The 18054-nt window shown below is 27.9% G+C and carries 16 protein-coding genes and 1 pseudogene; 5 read left to right on the plus strand and 12 right to left on the minus strand.

Annotated elements, in window-relative coordinates; all coding sequences use genetic code 11:
• Position 1: 1 nt before the first annotated feature.
• The 6 genes from BMUR_RS01635 to xdhC form a co-directional block, all read right to left on the minus strand.
• Positions 2–484, minus strand: a complete 483-nt coding sequence (locus BMUR_RS01635) for a chemotaxis protein CheW (protein ID WP_013112853.1) — start codon at positions 482–484, stop codon at positions 2–4.
• 147 nt (positions 485–631) lie between these two features.
• The gene (locus BMUR_RS01640) at positions 632–1933 is read right to left on the minus strand and encodes an L-cysteine desulfidase family protein (RefSeq protein ID WP_013112854.1); all 1302 of its coding nucleotides are present in this window, start codon (positions 1931–1933) and stop codon (positions 632–634) included.
• Between the two features lie 96 nt (positions 1934–2029).
• Complete coding sequence (gene moaC, locus BMUR_RS01645) at positions 2030–2482, minus strand: cyclic pyranopterin monophosphate synthase MoaC (RefSeq protein ID WP_013112855.1); 453 nt, start codon at positions 2480–2482, stop codon at positions 2030–2032.
• Positions 2483–2503: 21 nt separating this feature from the next.
• Positions 2504–3301: a GTP 3',8-cyclase MoaA gene (locus tag BMUR_RS01650; protein WP_013112856.1), complete on the minus strand. Its 798-nt coding sequence runs from the start codon at positions 3299–3301 to the stop codon at positions 2504–2506.
• On the minus strand, positions 3285–4496 hold the full coding sequence (locus tag BMUR_RS01655) for a molybdopterin molybdotransferase MoeA (protein WP_013112857.1): 1212 nt from the start codon (positions 4494–4496) through the stop codon (positions 3285–3287). Before BMUR_RS01655 ends, BMUR_RS01650 begins: the two co-directional genes overlap by 17 nt.
• 38 nt (positions 4497–4534) lie before the next feature.
• Complete coding sequence (xdhC, locus tag BMUR_RS01660) at positions 4535–5395, minus strand: xanthine dehydrogenase accessory protein XdhC (RefSeq protein WP_013112858.1); 861 nt, start codon at positions 5393–5395, stop codon at positions 4535–4537.
• A 166-nt stretch (positions 5396–5561) separates the two neighbouring features.
• Here xdhC and BMUR_RS01665 point away from each other — a divergent pair, with 166 nt between their 5' ends.
• The 5 genes from BMUR_RS01665 to BMUR_RS01685 are packed head-to-tail and all read left to right on the plus strand — an operon-like array spanning position 5562 to position 9009.
• Positions 5562–6011, plus strand: a complete 450-nt coding sequence (locus BMUR_RS01665) for an MOSC domain-containing protein (RefSeq protein WP_013112859.1) — start codon at positions 5562–5564, stop codon at positions 6009–6011.
• Positions 5983–6459, plus strand: a complete 477-nt coding sequence (locus tag BMUR_RS01670) for a MogA/MoaB family molybdenum cofactor biosynthesis protein (protein ID WP_013112860.1) — start codon at positions 5983–5985, stop codon at positions 6457–6459. Before BMUR_RS01665 ends, BMUR_RS01670 begins: the two co-directional genes overlap by 29 nt.
• A gap of 28 nt (positions 6460–6487) precedes the next feature.
• Positions 6488–7270: a molybdate ABC transporter substrate-binding protein gene (modA, locus tag BMUR_RS01675; RefSeq protein ID WP_013112861.1), complete on the plus strand. Its 783-nt coding sequence runs from the start codon at positions 6488–6490 to the stop codon at positions 7268–7270.
• 12 nt (positions 7271–7282) lie between these two features.
• On the plus strand, positions 7283–7963 hold the full coding sequence (gene modB, locus BMUR_RS01680) for a molybdate ABC transporter permease subunit (RefSeq protein WP_013112862.1): 681 nt from the start codon (positions 7283–7285) through the stop codon (positions 7961–7963).
• A complete protein-coding gene (locus BMUR_RS01685) occupies positions 7960–9009 on the plus strand; it encodes a sulfate/molybdate ABC transporter ATP-binding protein (RefSeq protein ID WP_013112863.1) in 1050 nt (349 codons plus the stop codon). Before modB ends, BMUR_RS01685 begins: the two co-directional genes overlap by 4 nt.
• Before the next feature lie 63 nt (positions 9010–9072).
• Here BMUR_RS01685 and hydA read toward each other — a convergent pair whose 3' ends face one another.
• The 6 genes and pseudogenes from hydA to BMUR_RS01715 form a co-directional block, all read right to left on the minus strand.
• Entirely contained in the window at positions 9073–10512 is a 1440-nt protein-coding gene (hydA, locus tag BMUR_RS01690; RefSeq protein ID WP_013112864.1) for a dihydropyrimidinase, read from the minus strand.
• Positions 10513–10659: 147 nt separating this feature from the next.
• Positions 10660–10809, minus strand: coding sequence for a hypothetical protein (locus tag BMUR_RS14710; protein ID WP_187287620.1), 150 nt, complete (start codon positions 10807–10809; stop codon positions 10660–10662).
• A gap of 1316 nt (positions 10810–12125) precedes the next feature.
• Positions 12126–13706, minus strand: coding sequence for an amidohydrolase (locus tag BMUR_RS01700; RefSeq protein ID WP_013112866.1), 1581 nt, complete (start codon positions 13704–13706; stop codon positions 12126–12128).
• Positions 13707–13736: 30 nt separating this feature from the next.
• Positions 13737–15557, minus strand: coding sequence for an ABC-F family ATP-binding cassette domain-containing protein (locus tag BMUR_RS01705; RefSeq protein WP_013112867.1), 1821 nt, complete (start codon positions 15555–15557; stop codon positions 13737–13739).
• Between the two features lie 101 nt (positions 15558–15658).
• Complete coding sequence (gene murD, locus BMUR_RS01710; protein WP_013112868.1) at positions 15659–17074, minus strand: UDP-N-acetylmuramoyl-L-alanine--D-glutamate ligase; 1416 nt, start codon at positions 17072–17074, stop codon at positions 15659–15661.
• 75 nt (positions 17075–17149) lie between these two features.
• Positions 17150–17958: pseudogene (locus BMUR_RS01715) on the minus strand (PhzF family phenazine biosynthesis protein).
• Positions 17959–18054: the final 96 nt, after the last annotated feature.

Raw genomic sequence — 18054 nt, forward strand, 5'->3', positions numbered from 1 at the left:
ATTATTTTACTATAGAATTATTAACAGCATCACTTAAATCATCAAGTTCATCTTTAAGGAATACTTTATCTATATCAACCAATATAATCATTTGCTCATTAGCTTTTACCAATCCCATTATATATCTGCTGTCTATACCAACATGCATATCTATATCTTCCTGTATATTTTCACTATTTATAGTAAGAACATCAGATACAGAGTCAACAACTAATCCATATTTCTTATCACCTATAGCAACAACAACAATTACACAGTTTTCTGGATTCATAGGTTCATCAAAATGGAATCTTGCTCTTAAATCTATAACAAGAATTATAGTACCTCTCAAATTAATAATACCTTTTAAATATTCTGGGCAATTTGGTATAGGCGAAGGCTGCATAAAGTTTAATATTTCCTGAACTTTAAGGATATCTATTCCGTATAATTCGTTATTTATCTTAAATACAAGTATTTGATTTGTTGGTATGGCATCGCTCATGTTAACTCCTTTAAATCGTACTATAAATTATAATATATAATGTACATAAGTCAAGTAATTTTATTATTCTTTAACAAACATTTTATATTATATTTAATAAAAATACAATCAATTTAAAAATTAATAGTTACTTTTTTATAAATCTAATTAACTTTTAGTTTCCATTATTTTTATTATAGTTTTTTCTGTTTCTACCATACCTTCTGAAGCTATAAGCCCCATATTTCTCATAGTATCTTCCGGAGTTTCGGCATTTATACCATGAATAGGAAATATATAAGAGCCGCTTAAAGAAAGTTCAACTGCTCTAAATCCTGCATCCAAAGCAACTATAGCTTTCATAACACAGCCCTGATTTCCACCGTCGCATATCATTCCAGTTATTCCTGCTGACATGTTATTAATTATATGAACTATCTCTTTATAATCAGCACCTTTCAAATATCCTACAGCACAAGCAGCACCAGTACCTCCAGCTATGCCGCAGCCGCAAAATGCAGAAAGTCTGCCTGAATGTTCTTTTATATACATAGTTATTAAAAAACTCAATGCAGTTGATCTAAGCAAAATATCATCACTAAGTTTATTAACCTTAAATAAAGCATATAAAGGCATAGTACATATTATACCATGAGCACCGCTTCCTGTAATACTCATAGCAGGCTTATTAAGTCCCAAAACTCTAGCCTCTATTGCCCCTGCTGTAAGTAAACGTGCTGTACATATCTCATCATCTGAAAACACTGTATCATTATTCATTTTTAATAATTTTTTTGCTATATCTGTACGCTTTGATTCTAAAGACAAATAAAATAAATCTATATTCATTTTATGTGCTTCCATTATAAAAGATATATCTTCTATACTAACATTATTTATATACTCTAATATATCATTTACTGTATAATCAAGTATCTCTTTTGAAGAAATATTTTCTGATTTATTTTCAGTTTTTTGTTTTTCATCATCTTCTTTATTAAAGATAACAGTATCATTAACCTTTATACTAACAATATTAGTATGATAATCTTTTATAATAACTTCTGCAGTATCAGTTTTAGTTTTAACAGAAGCCTTTATATATATGTTAGAGCTCATATCTCCAAGTACAATTTTTATTTTATTTTCATCTATTAACTTTTTAGCTTTATCATTATCTTCATCTTTTACATCTTCCAATGCTTCCAAGCCTTTTTCATAATTTCCTGCAACTAAACCTAAAGCAGCGGCAAACAGATTACCGAATTCATTTGAATTTGGTATTCCGCAGGTAAAAGCATTTTTATATATACCAGAATTTAATACTATCTCAGCACTTTCTATATCGCCTTTAGTATAACTTCTAGCTTTTGACACTGCAAAAGCTATAGCAGCAGGCTCTGTAACTCCTAATGCCGGCTTCATATCATATTTTATTAGAGAAGTTAATCTATTAAGTTTTTCATTCATTTTTAATAATCCATAAGTTTTAATGCTATTTAATTCTAATCAAAAACTATTATATAATAAAAACTTATGATAATCAAACTAAAAATATATATAATACTAAATCTCTTTTGTTTTTGAAAGTAAAGTAATATCAGATATTCTCATATTTTTATCAACCGCCTTACACATATCCCATATAGTAAGTGCGGCAATACTAACAGCAGTCAATGCCTCCATTTCAATTCCAGTCTTATAGCTGCATCTTAAGTATGATTTTATTAATATTCCGTCTTCTTCTAAAGCAAAATCCAAAGATACCTTTTCTATATTAATATTATGACATAAAGGAATTAAATTAGAAGTTTGTTTTGCTCCCATTATACCAGCAATTCTAGCTACAGATATTACATCACCCTTTTTTATATTATTTTCTTCTATTAATTTAAGAGTTTCCTTTGATAAATATATTTTTCCAATAGCCTCTGCTGTTCTTTTTATAATATCCTTATCTCCAACATCAACCATATTGGCATTTCCATTTTTATCTACATGCGTTAATTTATCGCTCATATCACCCTCAATAATTATATATTATCCGCCTATCATACTAACAGACTTTACATCACTGTAAGAACCATTCTCAGGCTTTCCTTCTATACATTTTATTATAGAGCCTCTTATATCATTAAAATCTACTTTAAACTTTATATTACTATGCAGACAGCTGAGTAAATATCCGTCTGATAAGAGTCTTATTCTATTGCAGTATTTACATTTTGCAGGTCTGTCATATTCCAAAGCGTCCTCTTTTTGTTTGTTAATATCATAACATTGAATAGTTTGAAGTTCAGCATTAACAGTTTTTGCAAAATCTCTCAATAATGGAAGTTCTTCTCTGCTTTTCTCATCATATACTACAGTATTAATTTTTAATTTAAATCCCAAATCCGAAGCCTTATTTATGCCTTTAACAGCATCGTCTATATTTCCGCCTCTCGTAATATGTTTGTACCTTTCACTATCTAAAGTATCAAGTGATATATTTATAGAATCAAGCCCTGCATTTTTTAATTTTTCTGCTAAACTATAAAGTAAAACAGCATTTGTAGTCATAGCTATTATCTCTACTTTTTCTATACTTCTAATCATAGATACAAGCTCTTCAATGTTTTTTCTCACTAAAGGCTCTCCTCCAGTAATTCTTACCTTTTTTATACCTAGCTCTGAAGCCTCTTTAACAATGCTGTATATTTGCTCAAAAGTGAGTATTTCATTATGAGATTTTTTTATAATCCCCTCTTCAGGCATGCAATACACACATCTTAAATTGCATCTATCTGTAACTGATACTCTTATATAATTTATCTCTCTATTAAAGGAATCTAACATCGACTATGCTCCCTTTATTTATACAAGAAACACCAATATCTATTTTTAATATACCATTAGCCTCAGAAAATGATGATATCATAGAAGAGTTATTATATTTAATAAGCTGTATTGACAATCTAGTTTCATCATAAACTAATTTTACAGGTACATACTCAAGTCTTTCAGTGTCTTTTCTTTTAAAATCTTCTAAAAGTACGGCTTTAGTATAATTATTATCATATTCAAGACCTAAACATTTTAATATATAAGGCTTAACCATTATCTCAAAAGTCATAAAAGAAGAAACTGTATTACCGGGCAAGGCAAAAACAGCCTTTTTATCAAGTTTACCAAAAAATAAAGGCTTCCCCGGCTTCATAGCTATTCCATGAAATATCTGATTAACTTCGAGATTAATAAGCTCCTTATGTACATAATCAAAATCCCCCATAGATACACCGCCGCTTATAAGTATAATATCATTTTCTTGTAGAGCTTTTGAAAGTATATCTCTTATCTCTTTTTCATTATCATCAACTTTTCCGTAAAATTTACTGCTGCATGATAAGGCAGAAGTTCTTGATACAAGCATAGGGGCATTAGCATCATATATTTGTCCATCTTTCAAAGTTTCGCCTATATTTGCTATCTCATTGCCTGTAGATATAACAGCAGTATTAATTTTCTTTTTTACTTCTATATTACTATATCCAAATCCTGCAAGTATAGCAATATCTTTTGGAAGCAAGAATTTTTTATATAATATTTTATCTCCAGACTTTTTATTACTGCCTTTCTTTATTATATTATTGGATATTTCTTTCTTTGTGAAATTAATAATTATTTTGTTATTCTCTTTTTTTTCTTCTGTCCACTCTACCCTCTGAACCGCATTGCAATTATCTGGTATCATAGCACCAGTCATTATTTTTATACATTCCCCGCTATTAATACTTATTTTATTGCAAAGACCTGCATATATAACCTTATCATCATTTAAAATATAGCTTTCTTTATTCTCATCTTCTTTTTTGTAAGCATACCCGTCCATAGAAGATTTACTAAAAGGAGGATCATCATTTAAAGCATAGATATCATTAATTAAAACTCTATTATAAGAATCAAGTACAGATATTTTTTCATTACCATAATCTTCGCAATTATTTAATACCAATTCCAATGCCTCATTCGGATGCAAAAAAGTTCTTCCCATAACAATTCCCATTTATAAATATTAAAAAAAACAAAAAATCATTTTTTTATTTTTCGTCTGTTTTCAGATATAGCCCTAGTGAGTATAAGTTCTGCTGCTATACTTATTGCTATCTCTTCTGTAGTTTCTGCTCCTATTGCCAAACCTATAGGGGCATGCACTCTCGATATCATTTCATCCGTGTAATTTTCTTCTTTTTTTAATCTGTCATGAAGAGTTTTTATTTTATTTTTACTTCCTATCATACCAATATAAGCAGCATTTGTTTTTAGAGCATTTTTCTCTACTACATAATCATCAGCATGACCTCTAGTTACTATAATTATATAATCTTTATTTGTAATATTTATTTTATCAAATACATTATTATAGTCTTCTGCAAATACTTTATAAGCATTAGGAAATCTCTCTTTATTAGCAAACTCTTCTCTGTCATCTATAACTATACAGTTAAATCCTATTTTATATAAAACCTCTGCCAAATCAAAAGATACATGACCTGCACCGAATATATAAACATTTATTTCTTTATCTTCTATTTCTTTTTTTAGAGTATTTATAAAATCTTTATTGCTGTTCAAGTATATAAAAGATATATCTACACTTCCTCCGCATACCATACCTATTCCGCCAGAAGCCTCAGGGCTTAAATTATATTTTTTATTATGATTTTCTTTTTTAGCTAAAAACTCAAAAGCGTCTTTCACCGCCTCAAATTCTAATATACCGCCTCCGATTGTGCCTATAGTTTTTTGCTTATTATCTTCATTATATACTATCATAAAAGCGTCCAATGTTCTTGGAGATGAGCCTGAAGTTTTATCTATTTTTATAAGCAATGTTTCTATATTATTATTTACAAACTCTAATGCCTTATCCAATATATATTTATTATTCATTTATTTTAACCATAAAATTAATTTCAAATAATATTATAATAAATTTTTTTCAATTTTTAAACAAAATTCTAAAAAAAATTTATTATAATATTGAATATTTTACTTTTTTGTATAAACTTCTAAATAATAGCAGTTTTAAAATGAATGAAAAATAAACGGATAATATATGGAAAAGAAATATTTTGAACTCATTTCTCTAAATATATCTAAAAATACAGGTACAGTAAAAACTCCAGTTGATAAAATCACATTAGTAGAAGATAAAGGCGTACTCAATGACGCTCATTTTAATAAATTAACAGACAGACAAGTTTCTATATTAGCCATTGAAGATATTGAATATACAAACAATAAAATGCAAAGCACTCTTAAAGCAGGCGATTTTGCAGAAAACATCACTACCAGAGGAATAGAACTTTTTACTCTGCCTTTAGGTACTAAAATATATATAGGTGATACTATATTAGAAGTGTCAAAAATAGGAAAAGAATGTCATAAAGGCTGTGATATAAAAAAACTTGTAGGCGACTGCATTATGCCTAAAAGAGGAATATTTGCAAGGGTTATTAAGGGAGGAGAGATAAATCTTGAGAATACTTGTTATTACTGTTTCTGACAGAGCATATAAAGGAATATACGAAGATAAATCTGGTGCTGTTATAATAAAAACTCTTGAGGAAAAATTAAAAAATAAAATCACAAATATAGAAAAAGTTATTATACCAGATGAATTTGATATTATATTAAACACTTTAAAAGAAAATAAAGAAAAATTTGATATAATAATCACAACAGGAGGAACGGGATTATCAAAAAGAGATGTAACTCCTGAAGCTACAGAAAGTTTTTGTAAAAAGGAAGTAAGAGGGGTGTCTGATTATTTAAGACAAGAATCTATGAAAGAAACTATATTTGCTTCTCTATCAAGAATGTATGCTGGTATTAATGATAATGTTTTTGTAGTAAACTTTCCCGGAAGCGAAAAAGCAGCTAAATACTGCACTGATCTGATAATACCTTTTTTGGAGCATATAGTAAGTATGATTAAAGGCGAAGGTCATTAATAAAAAATATATATAAAAGGTCAACTTTATGAAAAAATTAATACTTATAACTTTAATAATATCATATATATTTGTATCATGCAGCTTTTCAAATACTGATGATAATAAAACTTCATCATCTAATAATAAAGAAATTTTGGTTTTGGCAGCTGCAAGCCTAACTGATGTACTTACAGAATTGGCTAATAATTATAAAACAGAAACTCAAGTTACATTTTCATTTGCATCATCTGGGGCATTGCAGTCTCAAATAGAATCAGGGGCTAGAGCCGATATATTTTTCTCAGCCGCACAAAAACAAATGGACGCATTACAGGAAAAAGATTTAATAGATACTAATACAAGAAAAGATTTGCTTGAAAATAAAGTAGTATTAATTGCTCCGAGTAATTCAAAATTAAATATAAAATCATTTACAGATATAACCAATGCTGATGTTTTAAAAATAGGACTTGGAGAACCTAAAAGCGTACCTGTAGGGCAGTATTCAGAAGAGATATTAAGTAATTTATCTATACTTGATATTGTTAAACAAAAAACAGTTTATGGTTCTGATGTTAGGAATGTACTTTCTTGGGTAGAAATGGGAGAAGTTGACTGCGGTATAGTTTATGCCACTGATGCAAAAATAGCAAAAGATATTAATATAATATCAGAAGCTCCAGAAGGAACACATAAAAAAGTTATCTATCCTATAGCTATAATAAAATCTTCTAAAAATAAGGAAGAAGCTAAAAAGTTTATAGATTATATATCTAATGATAAATCTATAGAAATATTTAAATCTTACGGCTTTACTGTAATACAATAAGAAATATCAATTATGCAATATACTCCGTTAATACTGTCTATAAAAACGGCATTTTATTCCACAATAATTACTTTTTTTGTTGGAATATATGCCGCTATTATAGCAGTGAAAATAAAAAAATTTTCATCTCTTTTTGATATAATATTTACACTTCCTTTAGTACTTCCTCCTACTGTTGTGGGATTTTTTCTTTTATTATTTTTTGGGCGTAATTCTTTTATAGGGGGTGTAGTTGAGAAATTAGGCTTTCCGTTTGTATTTACACTTAGAGGAGCAGTATTGGCTTCTTTTATAGTATCATTTCCTCTAATGTACAGAACAAGCAAAGGAGCTTTTGAACAAATAGATAAAAATATAATAAATGCCGCAAGAACATTAGGAAAATCAGAAAATTGGATTTTTTGGAAATTAATACTGCCAAACAGCTGGCATTCTATATTAGGAGGTACTATACTCTCTTTTACTAGGGCTTTGGGAGAGTTTGGTGCTACTATAATGATAGCTGGAAATATACCCAATAAAACGCAGACTATGTCGCTTGCTGTTTATACTGCAGTACAGGCTGGAGATAGAGAACTTGCTTTTAAATGGGTTATGATAATAGCTGCTATATCGTTTATCAGTATAATGTTTATGAATATGATAGAGCCTATTTCTAATACTTTTAAAAAAAGATTAGGCGGTTTATATTGAGTTTAATAGTTGATATAAAAAAGAAATTGTCTAATTTTAATTTAGATTTGCAGTTCGAAGTAAAAAATGGAGTATTCTCTATTTTAGGTGCGTCTGGAAGCGGAAAAAGCATGACATTAAAATGCATTGCTGGAATAGAAAATCCAGACAGCGGATATATAGAACTTGACGGAAAAGTTTTTTATGATTCCAAAAAAAGAATTAATATAAAGCCTCAGAAAAGAAATGTAGGTTTTTTATTTCAAAATTATGCATTATTTCCAAATATGACTGTTGAAGAAAATATTAAATGCGGTATAAGAGATAAAAAAATAAATCATAATATAGACTTCATAATGAAAAAATTTTTTATATATGATATACGAAATAAAAAGCCAAGAGAAATATCAGGAGGCGAACAGCAGAGAACAGCAATTGCCAGAATATTCGTATCATCTCCTAATATATTAATGCTTGATGAGCCTTTGAGTGCTTTGGATTATCATATAAAATGGGAATTGGAAAAATTTATATCCTCTAGTATAAAAGAGTTTAATATAACTACCCTATTCGTATCACACAACAGAGATGAAGTATACAGACTATCCGACAATATAGGTATAATTAATAATGGAAAATTTGATATAATAGATTCTAAGTACAATCTTTTTGAAAATCCAAAGACATATTTTTCAGCATTATTAACAGGATATAAAAACTTCTCAAAAATAAAAATACTTCCAAATAAAAAAATAGAATGCTTAGACTGGAATATAATTATAACATTAAAAGAAGATAAAGAAAATATTGAAAATGCTAATTATATAGGCATACGTCCGTATTCATTTTTTGACTATGATTTAAATAACAATAATAACATATATATAAAGTCTAAAATAACAAATATTACAGAAGATATGTTTTCCTATATTATAACATCAGTACCAATCAATACAAATACTCAAATAACATGGAGACTTGATAAAAAAAATTATAAAAGCAGCTATAAAGAAGGGAATGATTTAAATTTGAGTTTTGATATTGATAATGTTATATTTTTAAAATAAATAATAAAGACAGCCATTAAAAAATAACAGCTGCCTTTAAATATTCAATTAATATTATAATTTTTAATTACAATCAATATCTATATAATCACCCAATTTGAAATGATTATTAAAGTCGGTATAATTATCTAAAGTTTTTCTCTTTATAAACTTTCCGTCTCCCTTACTGCCTAAAAACTTATTATCTTTAAATACTATTTTTCCTCTTGATATAACAGTATCAACAGAACATAAAAGCTCCATTCCTTCATAAGCGGTGTAATCGCATGCGCCATGCATATTTGATTTTGTAATTACAGATTTTTTATTAGGGTCTATTATAGTAATGTCAGCATCAGCATTCGGAATAATAGCACCTTTCTCTGGGTAAAGTCCATATATCAAAGCTGGATTATAGCATAAAGTTTCAACGAATTTATTAATTGTTATTCTTCCTTTCATAACGCCTTCAGAGAACATTAAAGGATATCTCTCCTCTACTCCGCCTGCTCCATTAGGGCATTTAGTAAAATTATCCTTTCCTTTTACTTTATCACTTTCATAATTAAAAGGACAATGATCTGTAGCTATGACCTGAATATGTCCTTCAGCAATAGCTTTCCATAATCTTTCGCTGTCTTCTTTTTTTCTTAAAGGAGGAGACATTACAAATTTAAGTCCGTCCTCTCTGTCATACTCTTTATCTGTCAAAACTAAATATTGAGGACAAGTTTCAGAGAAAATATTTTTATGCCCCAAAAATCTTGCATTAACTATCTCATCAACACTCTTTCCAGCAGAAGTATGCACTATATATACAGGAGCATTTCCAGCTATAACAGATAAATGTATAATTCTATTAACTGCCTCAGCTTCAGCTTCAGGAGGTCTGCTTATAGGGTGATAATGTGCAGAAATTTTACCCTCTTCAACAAATTTCTTTTTTAAATACTCTATAACATAATGATTTTCAGCATGAAAAGCAGAAACAGCATTAAGCTCTTTCATTTTTTTAAGCACTCTTACAATATTATCATCTTCTATTTTATAGTTATAAGTTAAATAAAGCTTTGTACTTTGCAAACCTTCTTCTTTAGATAATACTTCAAGACCTTTAAGCACATCCTCATCAACATGCTGTAAAACTCCATGAAAACTATAATCAATAACAGCCTTATTGTCAGCAAGAGTATGATAATATTTTAATTGATGAAATATGTCGCATCCTTTAGGACCAAACCCCATATGATCAACTATAGTAGTAGTACCTCCGCAAGCAGCAGCAACAGTACCAGTAAAAAAATCATCAACCGCTCTCCCTATACCCACATCTATATCCATATGAGTATGAACATCTATTCCGCCCGGCATTACATATTTGCCTGAAGCATCAATAATCTCTGCATCACAACATTTAAAATCTGCACCTATTTTAGAAATTTTCTCATCTTCTATTAATACATCAGCCTTATAAGTTTCTGAAGCATTAACTATAGTGCCGTTTTTTATAATAATCTTTTTCATTTTATAATCCTATATTTATTTGTTTATTAAAACAATATATCATTTAATATATTAAAGTTTTCTATTATATACAAAAAATTTGTTTGTAAATAATATCCAAAAATTCTTACAAATATAATCTACTTTATATAATAAAAAATTATAATATTACCAATTTGATATATTAAAATATTCATCTTGAATTTTGATAATAGTATTTAATCTAAACCAATTACAAAATTCTTTCAAATCTTTTTCTATATTTGCAGGATGCATAGTTATACCAAGTAAAATATATATAAAAGTCTCTAAAGACATAATTTTTTGTTTAATTTTATCTTTACTTGTATAATACCAATATATGTTTTCAAATATAATATAAAATTCTGATGACATATTTTATAAAAATTATAGTGAATTTACATAAAAGTCAATAAAAAAATAATTATATACTGAAAATTTTTAAGTTTGTCAATTTTTTATTCAAATTTCTTCAGTCAAAATAACCATATAAAGTACGCATGCGACGAAAGTTCAAGTGTAAAAATAATGCTAAATAGTACTAATTATGTTTTACATGTAGAATAAATTATTAAATTTACAAAAACTATTTATTAATATATTTAAAAAAATATATATTATGATTTTATTATCGGTAAAAAAATATACTAATCTAATTGTTTAAAATATTATAAAAAAGTCATACACTATTTTTATATGATATATAATTTTAGTTAAATCATAAAAGTGATAAATAATAATAATATCATTATTTATCAAAAATACTAGAATAATAGCACATAAAAACAAACAAATAGATATGAGATTTAAGATAGACTGGGCGGTGATGCACTATAAAAAATTAAATCGATGAAATGACTAGTAAATGTAAAGCTATAGAATACCTGATTATACTCAAGCTTCTTCTTTATCCGGTTCAACTCTAACATAACTTCCTCAAACCATATTAAACAGGCTGACACTTTAGATTTTCTTTACACTAACAGTAAGATTTTAATGTATAAAAAATACGGACTTTTCAATTTTTATATTACTGCTTATGAAGATAAAAGATTCTTGAAGAGAGAGCATTATTTGGGAAATCAAAACTATTAAAATTAATCTCATGATTTATACAATTATCATTTGAGAAATGCTGAAGTGAGTGCATATGAAAAGACTATAAATGATAATTCTTATATATAGGAAACTTTGTATGCAGGCAAATAGTATGACTAGAAAAAAAATAATAAAATAATAATTTTTATTGCTAATAATAAACTAGAATTAAAATTTAATAATCTTATTAATACGGCATTAAAAAAATATTTAGTACTGTATTATATTATGATAATATAAAATAATAAGGAGAGCGGAAAATGCAATTATTATAGTATTTATAATTATAATGCTGTATTTGCTGTTTTTCTTATAATGACAGTATTTTTACTTTATATTAGTATTAACTGAAGCGGCTGTTAAAGAATAATATTTATTATTATAATACAATAAAATTATTCTTACAAATTATAAAAAATATTGAAATAAAAATTTCTTATTGAATGATAAAAAATAAAGAGGCTAATTAAATAATTAAGCCCCTTTTTTATATTTTAATCAATCAAATAATAATATCATGCACTATAAACTATATCACCATCAACTATAGTTTTTAATACCTTTATATTTTTTATATCCTTAACATCAGCTTCAAATATATCTCTATCTAAAACTATAAAATCAGCTAATTTATCCTCTTCAATACTTCCTTTAATATTATCTTCAGAAGACATATAAGCACTTCCCATAGTATACAAATAAACTGCCTCTTTTACTGTAAGTTTTTCCTGAGGCATCCAGCCGCCTTCAGGCCAGCCATTTAAATCCTCTCTATTAACAGCACAATGTATACCTTCCATAACACTAATACCATCAACAGGACCAGCAGAACCAAATCCTATTTTTACTCCCATATCCATAGCTGTTTTATAAGCATAGCTAGTAGAAGCCTTTTCATGTCCTACCCTATCTTCAACAATATGCATATCATAGTGAAGAAATATTGGCTGATAATATATACCTACATTTAACTTCTTCATTCTTTCAAACAATTCCTTATCTGTTATCTGACAATGAACTAAACCGTTTCTTCTATATTTAAAATCTTTAGTATCTTTTATTTTTTCTATTGATTTTAATGCCATATCAATAGCACCGTCTCCAGTAGCCTGTATAGCCAAAGAATAATCCAAACTATTAGCATACTCTACTAATTCATCAAGCTCTTCCTGCTTATATTGTGTAACACCTCTAAAACCTTTAGCATCATTATAGTCATCTCTTAAAAGTGCTGTTCTTGAACCTATACCTCCGTCTATAATAACTTTTATGCGTGCTACTTTAAATCTTTCATCATTAATATATTGATAATAATAATAATCTCTGAAATCATCTATATCTTTTTTATTTATAAACTGAGCCTGTTCGCATACTCTTATTTTGAGTTTTTTCTCTCTGTTAAGTTTTTGATAGGCATCTATAATTTTTCTATAGTCAAAATCAGGCAAACTTCTTAAATCATCTGTCTGCACAGAAGTAATACCCATTTTGAAAAATTGTTCCTGAGTATCTAATATTATTGTTTTTAAAGTATCTATTTCTAATGATTTAATTTTGGATAAAATCAATATCATATCTTTAGAACTTATAAGTCCGTTTTCAAAATCTATACTGTCAGATTTCATTTTTTCATTGATACCGCATAACTCAAGAGCTTTGCTGTTTGCAACTATCATCTCACCGCAGCATCTTCTAAAAGCAACTGGAAACTCAGATGATATATTATCCAAATCATTTTTATTAAGCATTCTTTTCTCTTCAAAATAATCCTGATTCCAGCCCCAGCCTATAACCCAGCCCTCATATTTTTCAGCTTTTTTGGCTAATTCAATAACCTCTTTTATAGATTTACATTTGCTCAAATTAAGCATAGTATTAAAACGGGCAAAACCTACAAAATTAACACAGCTGTCATTAAATCCCGGTATAACAGTTCTGCCTTCCAAATCAATAATATCTTCAGCATCTGAATATTTTTTTAATACATCTTCATTAGTTCCTGCAAATGCTATTCTGCCGTTTTCAACAGCTAAAGCTTCATAAATACTGTCATTTTTATCCATAGAGTAAATCTTAGCATTTTTAAAAATTCTCATAATTTGACTATCTCCTACATTTTATTTTACTTATAACATAGCCTTTATATTGTCTATCTCTTCATTGACCAAAAGCCATTCGTTTTCAGTTTCTTCTATTAATCTCTTCACTTCCAATAAACGCTTACTCTTCTCATCATCATAACTAGAAGAAGTCTCAAAAAACTTTAATATATCAGCCTCTTCTTTTTTATAATCCTCAATTTGTTTTTCATGCTTTTTTAACATAGATTCGCATTTTGAAAGTTTATTTCTAATTTTTTTTCTCTCTTCATAATTACTATTATTTTTTTCTTCAGTATTATGAGTGCTTTCTTTAACGCTGTTTTTTTCCTGATACTCTAATTCCTTTTCTTCCTCTTCCAATGCTTCAATTCTTACCCTATAAACATAAGCCTCATAATCCCCAGAATAAAGCGAAAGTTTTTTATCCTTAACTTCTATTATAGTATCAGCAAGCATACTGGCAAAAGTTCTGTCATGCGAAGTAAAAAATATTGTTCCGCCGTAATCTCTTAAAGAGGATGCAAGTGCCTCAACAGTTTCAAAATCCAAATGGTTAGTAGGCTCGTCCAAAATAAGTACATCAGCACATTGTGTAATGGCAGCTAGAAGTGAAAGCCTTGCCATCTCACCGCCGCTTAAAACCTTTACATCTTTATTCACATCTTCGCCTGAAAATAAAAAACTTCCTAAAAGTGTTAAAAGTTCCTGAGTTAATAATCCCTGCTTGGCATTCTTTTTTAAATATGACAAAACTGTATCATTTGAGGTTACATTTTTATAAGTATCTTCTCCGAAATATGCTATCTTTATACCGTATGAATAATTATAACTTCCAGATACTGGCTCAAGTCTTCCAGCTATAGTTCTTAAAAAAGTAGTTTTACCTTCTCCGTTTTGACCTAAAACAGCAACTCTGCTTCCTCTTGCTATTTCTATACGTCCGCTTTCAGCAACTATTTTCTCACCGTATCCAACAGCCAAATCATCGGAAATAAGAGCAAAACCTTTTTTTTCTGGAACTTCCGGAAGTTTTATCCTAACATTTTTTGCTGGATGTGTAATTTCTATAGTTTTTAATTTTTCTATCTGCTTTATACGAGACTGCACAGCTTTTGCCTTTGTAGCTTTATATCTGAATCTTTCGACAAATCTCTCTAAATGGGCTTTTCTCTCTTCCACATTTTTATTATACTTTTTTATTGTATACTCTTTTTCTTCTTTATATTCAAAATAATCTTCTATATTACCGGGAAAATAAGTTATTTTTCCGTTTTCCATTTCTATAGTTTTTTCGCATGTGGTTTTTAAAAACTCCCTATCATGCGAAACTATTAAAAATCCGCCATTATAATCCATTAAAAAATTTTCTAAATCTATTAATGTATTTAAATCCAAGAAGTTTGAAGGTTCATCAAGTATTAAAAAATTAGGCTCATAAAGCATCATCTCAGCAAGTTTTACACGCATTCTATAACCGCTGGATAAACTCCCTAAATTATAATTAATCTTTATATGATCTATTCCAAATCTGCTTGCTATTTTGGAACATTTCCAAGATTCTTTTGATGTAACTCTCGTAAGATAATCTATTACTTTTTCACTCTCATCAAAATCACCTTGCTGACGCAAATAACCTATTCTCACATCATCAGAAAATATTATCTCTCCGTCATCAGGCTCTTCAAGTCCCATAAGGATTTTTAAAAGAGTAGTTTTTCCTGCTCCGTTTCGTCCTATCATGCCTATCTTTGATTTCTCTTCTATAAGCAAATTAACATTATCAAGCAGAACTTTGTGAACAAATCTCTTGGATATATTTACTATGTTTATAATACTTCTAGCCATTTCTTTTTACTTAAAAATTTTATATTTTAAGAGACGATTTTATAATAATTTTTAAAAATATTCAAATACAAAAATAAAAATAATTCTATTAAATTATAATATTATTCTTTTGTAATACTATCTAGTTTATAGACCAAACTTTTAAAATACTTCCCTCTCTCCTCATAATTTTTAAACATATCAAAACTGGCACAGCCCGGAGAAAGTAAAACAGTATCACCATTTATAGATATTGCAGAAGCATAATTAAAAGCATCTGTAAAATCTTTTATAATAATCTTATTCTCAAAATGTATCATATCATCAAGAGCTTCAGCGGCCTCTCCAATAAGTATTAATTTTTTTACTCTGCTTTCTATAAGATTATTTAAAGAAGTAAAATCTATATTTTTATTACGTCCGCCCATTATAAGTATTATATCCTTATCAAAAGATTTTAAAGCACTCATAACAGCATTCATAGATGTAGCTTTAGAATCATTAATATATTTAACACCGTTTATCTCAGCAACCAACTCTACCCTATGTTCTATACCCTTAAAATTATTAACAACATGCTCTATATGCTCTGCTGGTATATTATCTTTCAAACATACTAAAACTGCTGCAAGTATATTTGCTACATTATGTTTGCCTAATATTTTTCTTTCTTTTATAGAGAATAATTTTTCATTCTCATAATATATATACTCATCTTCTTCATTATAATAAATATCTGCAAATTTGCTTTTTAGTGAAAAAGTCAAAAGTTTCATCTTGCAGTTATTATTAAGTTCATTATACCAAATATTAGTATAAATGTTATCATAATTAAGTATAAGAAAATCATTTTTATTTTGATTGATACTTATATTTTTTTTGGCATTGAAATACTCTTCTATATCTTTGTATCTGTCAAGATGATCTTCCGCGATATTTAATATGGCTGCTATATGAGCATGAAATTTCTCAACTGTTTCTAATTGAAAACTTGAAAGCTCTAATACAATATCTTCATCTGGCTCTATAGTTTCAAGCTCTTTAGAAAAAGTATTTCCTACATTACCAACAAGTCTTGCCTTTTTGTATGAACTTATTATTTTATAAATAAGAGTAACTGTAGTAGTTTTTCCGTCTGTACCTGTTACTGCTATATAATTTCTATTAGGCAGAAGATTATATGCAAACTCTATCTCACCTATTATTTTTATGCCTCTTCTTTTAGCCTCTTTTACTATATCTATAGTATGAGGAATACCCGGAGAAATTATTATAAGAGTTATACCATCTAAAATAGATATTTCCTGATTTCCAAAAAAAAGTTTGGCATTTTTATCTTTTAACGCCTCTATACTATCCTGAAGCTGTTCTTCTGTTTTACTGTCGCTTAAAGCATATTTTATATTGATATTTAAAGTTGTATTAATATCGTATAAAATATTTGCTATACTCACTCCGCTTCTTACAGCAGCCCCCAATATCAAAATATTTTGTTTTTTTAGGACTTTTATATATGTTTTATTCAAATCAAGAATCATTTTAACACACCAAATAATTATTTTATATAAAAACTAATTATAACAAAATAATGATAAATTTAAATAATATATTTTTTAAATTTTAGGTATATATATTTCAGCACTGGAATATAATACGGCTTTTCCTGCTAATTTAACACGATTTCCATTAAGGCTGCAATATAATACACCGCCTCTTTTAGAAGCTTGAAATGCTAAGATATCTTTTTTACATAACTTATATGCCCATAAAGGAACAACATGACAATGTCCTGAACCGCAAACAGGATCTTCATAAACATTCAATTTAGGAGCAAAACTTCTTGTAATACAATCATATTCAGAACCTTTAGAAGTTATATGTAATAAAAGTCCCTGAAGATTTTTTACCTTTTCAATATTAATATTTGCATCAAAAACTTGATTTTCATTTTCAAGCACACATAATAAATCTCTGCCAATATATGCTTCTAAAGGTTTAAATCCGATAGCATTTTCCATTTCATCTGTAACATCTATTTTTGTTAATTCATAAGCTGGAAAGTCCATTTCATATAAATCATTATGTTTAATAACATTTAAAATTCCGCTTTTAGTTTTGAAAGATATATTATTTAACTTATTATCAACTATATTCATTAGTATATATGCTGATGCCAAAGTTGCATGTCCGCATAAATCTATTTCGCCGCCCGGGTAAACCATCTAAGTTCATAATAATTATTATTTTCTAATACAAATGCCGTCTCAGAAAGATTATTCTCTTTTGCAATATTAAGCATCATATCATCTGAAAGCCATTTACTTAATAAACAAATAGCAGCTGGATTTCCTCTAAAAACTTTATCAGTAAATGCATCCACAATATATTGTTTAAATGAATAATTATTCATTCTATACCCCATAAAAAATTATTTTTATAGAGATTAATTATAACAAAATAATAATAAATTTAAATGCCTTATTCTTCATTAGATAAAAATTAATTATTACATAATAAT

It is taken from the genome of Brachyspira murdochii DSM 12563 (assembly GCF_000092845.1).
In the GTDB taxonomy this organism is placed as follows: Bacteria; Spirochaetota; Brachyspiria; order Brachyspirales; family Brachyspiraceae; genus Brachyspira; species Brachyspira murdochii.

Bases quoted from the DNA above. Each gene is read 5' to 3' on its own strand.
- BMUR_RS01635 (WP_013112853.1), bottom strand. From the start codon at position 484: ATGAGCGATGCCATACCAACAAATCAAATACTTGTATTTAAGATAAAT.
- BMUR_RS01640 (WP_013112854.1), bottom strand. From the start codon at position 1,933: ATGAATGAAAAACTTAATAGATTAACTTCTCTAATAAAATATGATATG.
- moaC (WP_013112855.1), bottom strand. From the start codon at position 2,482: ATGAGCGATAAATTAACGCATGTAGATAAAAATGGAAATGCCAATATG.
- BMUR_RS01650 (WP_013112856.1), bottom strand. From the start codon at position 3,301: ATGTTAGATTCCTTTAATAGAGAGATAAATTATATAAGAGTATCAGTT.
- BMUR_RS01655 (WP_013112857.1), bottom strand. From the start codon at position 4,496: ATGGGAAGAACTTTTTTGCATCCGAATGAGGCATTGGAATTGGTATTA.
- xdhC (WP_013112858.1), bottom strand. From the start codon at position 5,395: ATGAATAATAAATATATATTGGATAAGGCATTAGAGTTTGTAAATAAT.
- BMUR_RS01665 (WP_013112859.1), top strand. From the start codon at position 5,562: ATGGAAAAGAAATATTTTGAACTCATTTCTCTAAATATATCTAAAAAT.
- modA (WP_013112861.1), top strand. From the start codon at position 6,488: ATGAAAAAATTAATACTTATAACTTTAATAATATCATATATATTTGTA.
- modB (WP_013112862.1), top strand. From the start codon at position 7,283: ATGCAATATACTCCGTTAATACTGTCTATAAAAACGGCATTTTATTCC.
- hydA (WP_013112864.1), bottom strand. From the start codon at position 10,512: ATGAAAAAGATTATTATAAAAAACGGCACTATAGTTAATGCTTCAGAA.
- BMUR_RS14710 (WP_187287620.1), bottom strand. From the start codon at position 10,809: ATGTCTTTAGAGACTTTTATATATATTTTACTTGGTATAACTATGCAT.
- BMUR_RS01700 (WP_013112866.1), bottom strand. From the start codon at position 13,706: ATGAGAATTTTTAAAAATGCTAAGATTTACTCTATGGATAAAAATGAC.
- BMUR_RS01705 (WP_013112867.1), bottom strand. From the start codon at position 15,557: ATGGCTAGAAGTATTATAAACATAGTAAATATATCCAAGAGATTTGTT.
- murD (WP_013112868.1), bottom strand. From the start codon at position 17,074: ATGATTCTTGATTTGAATAAAACATATATAAAAGTCCTAAAAAAACAA.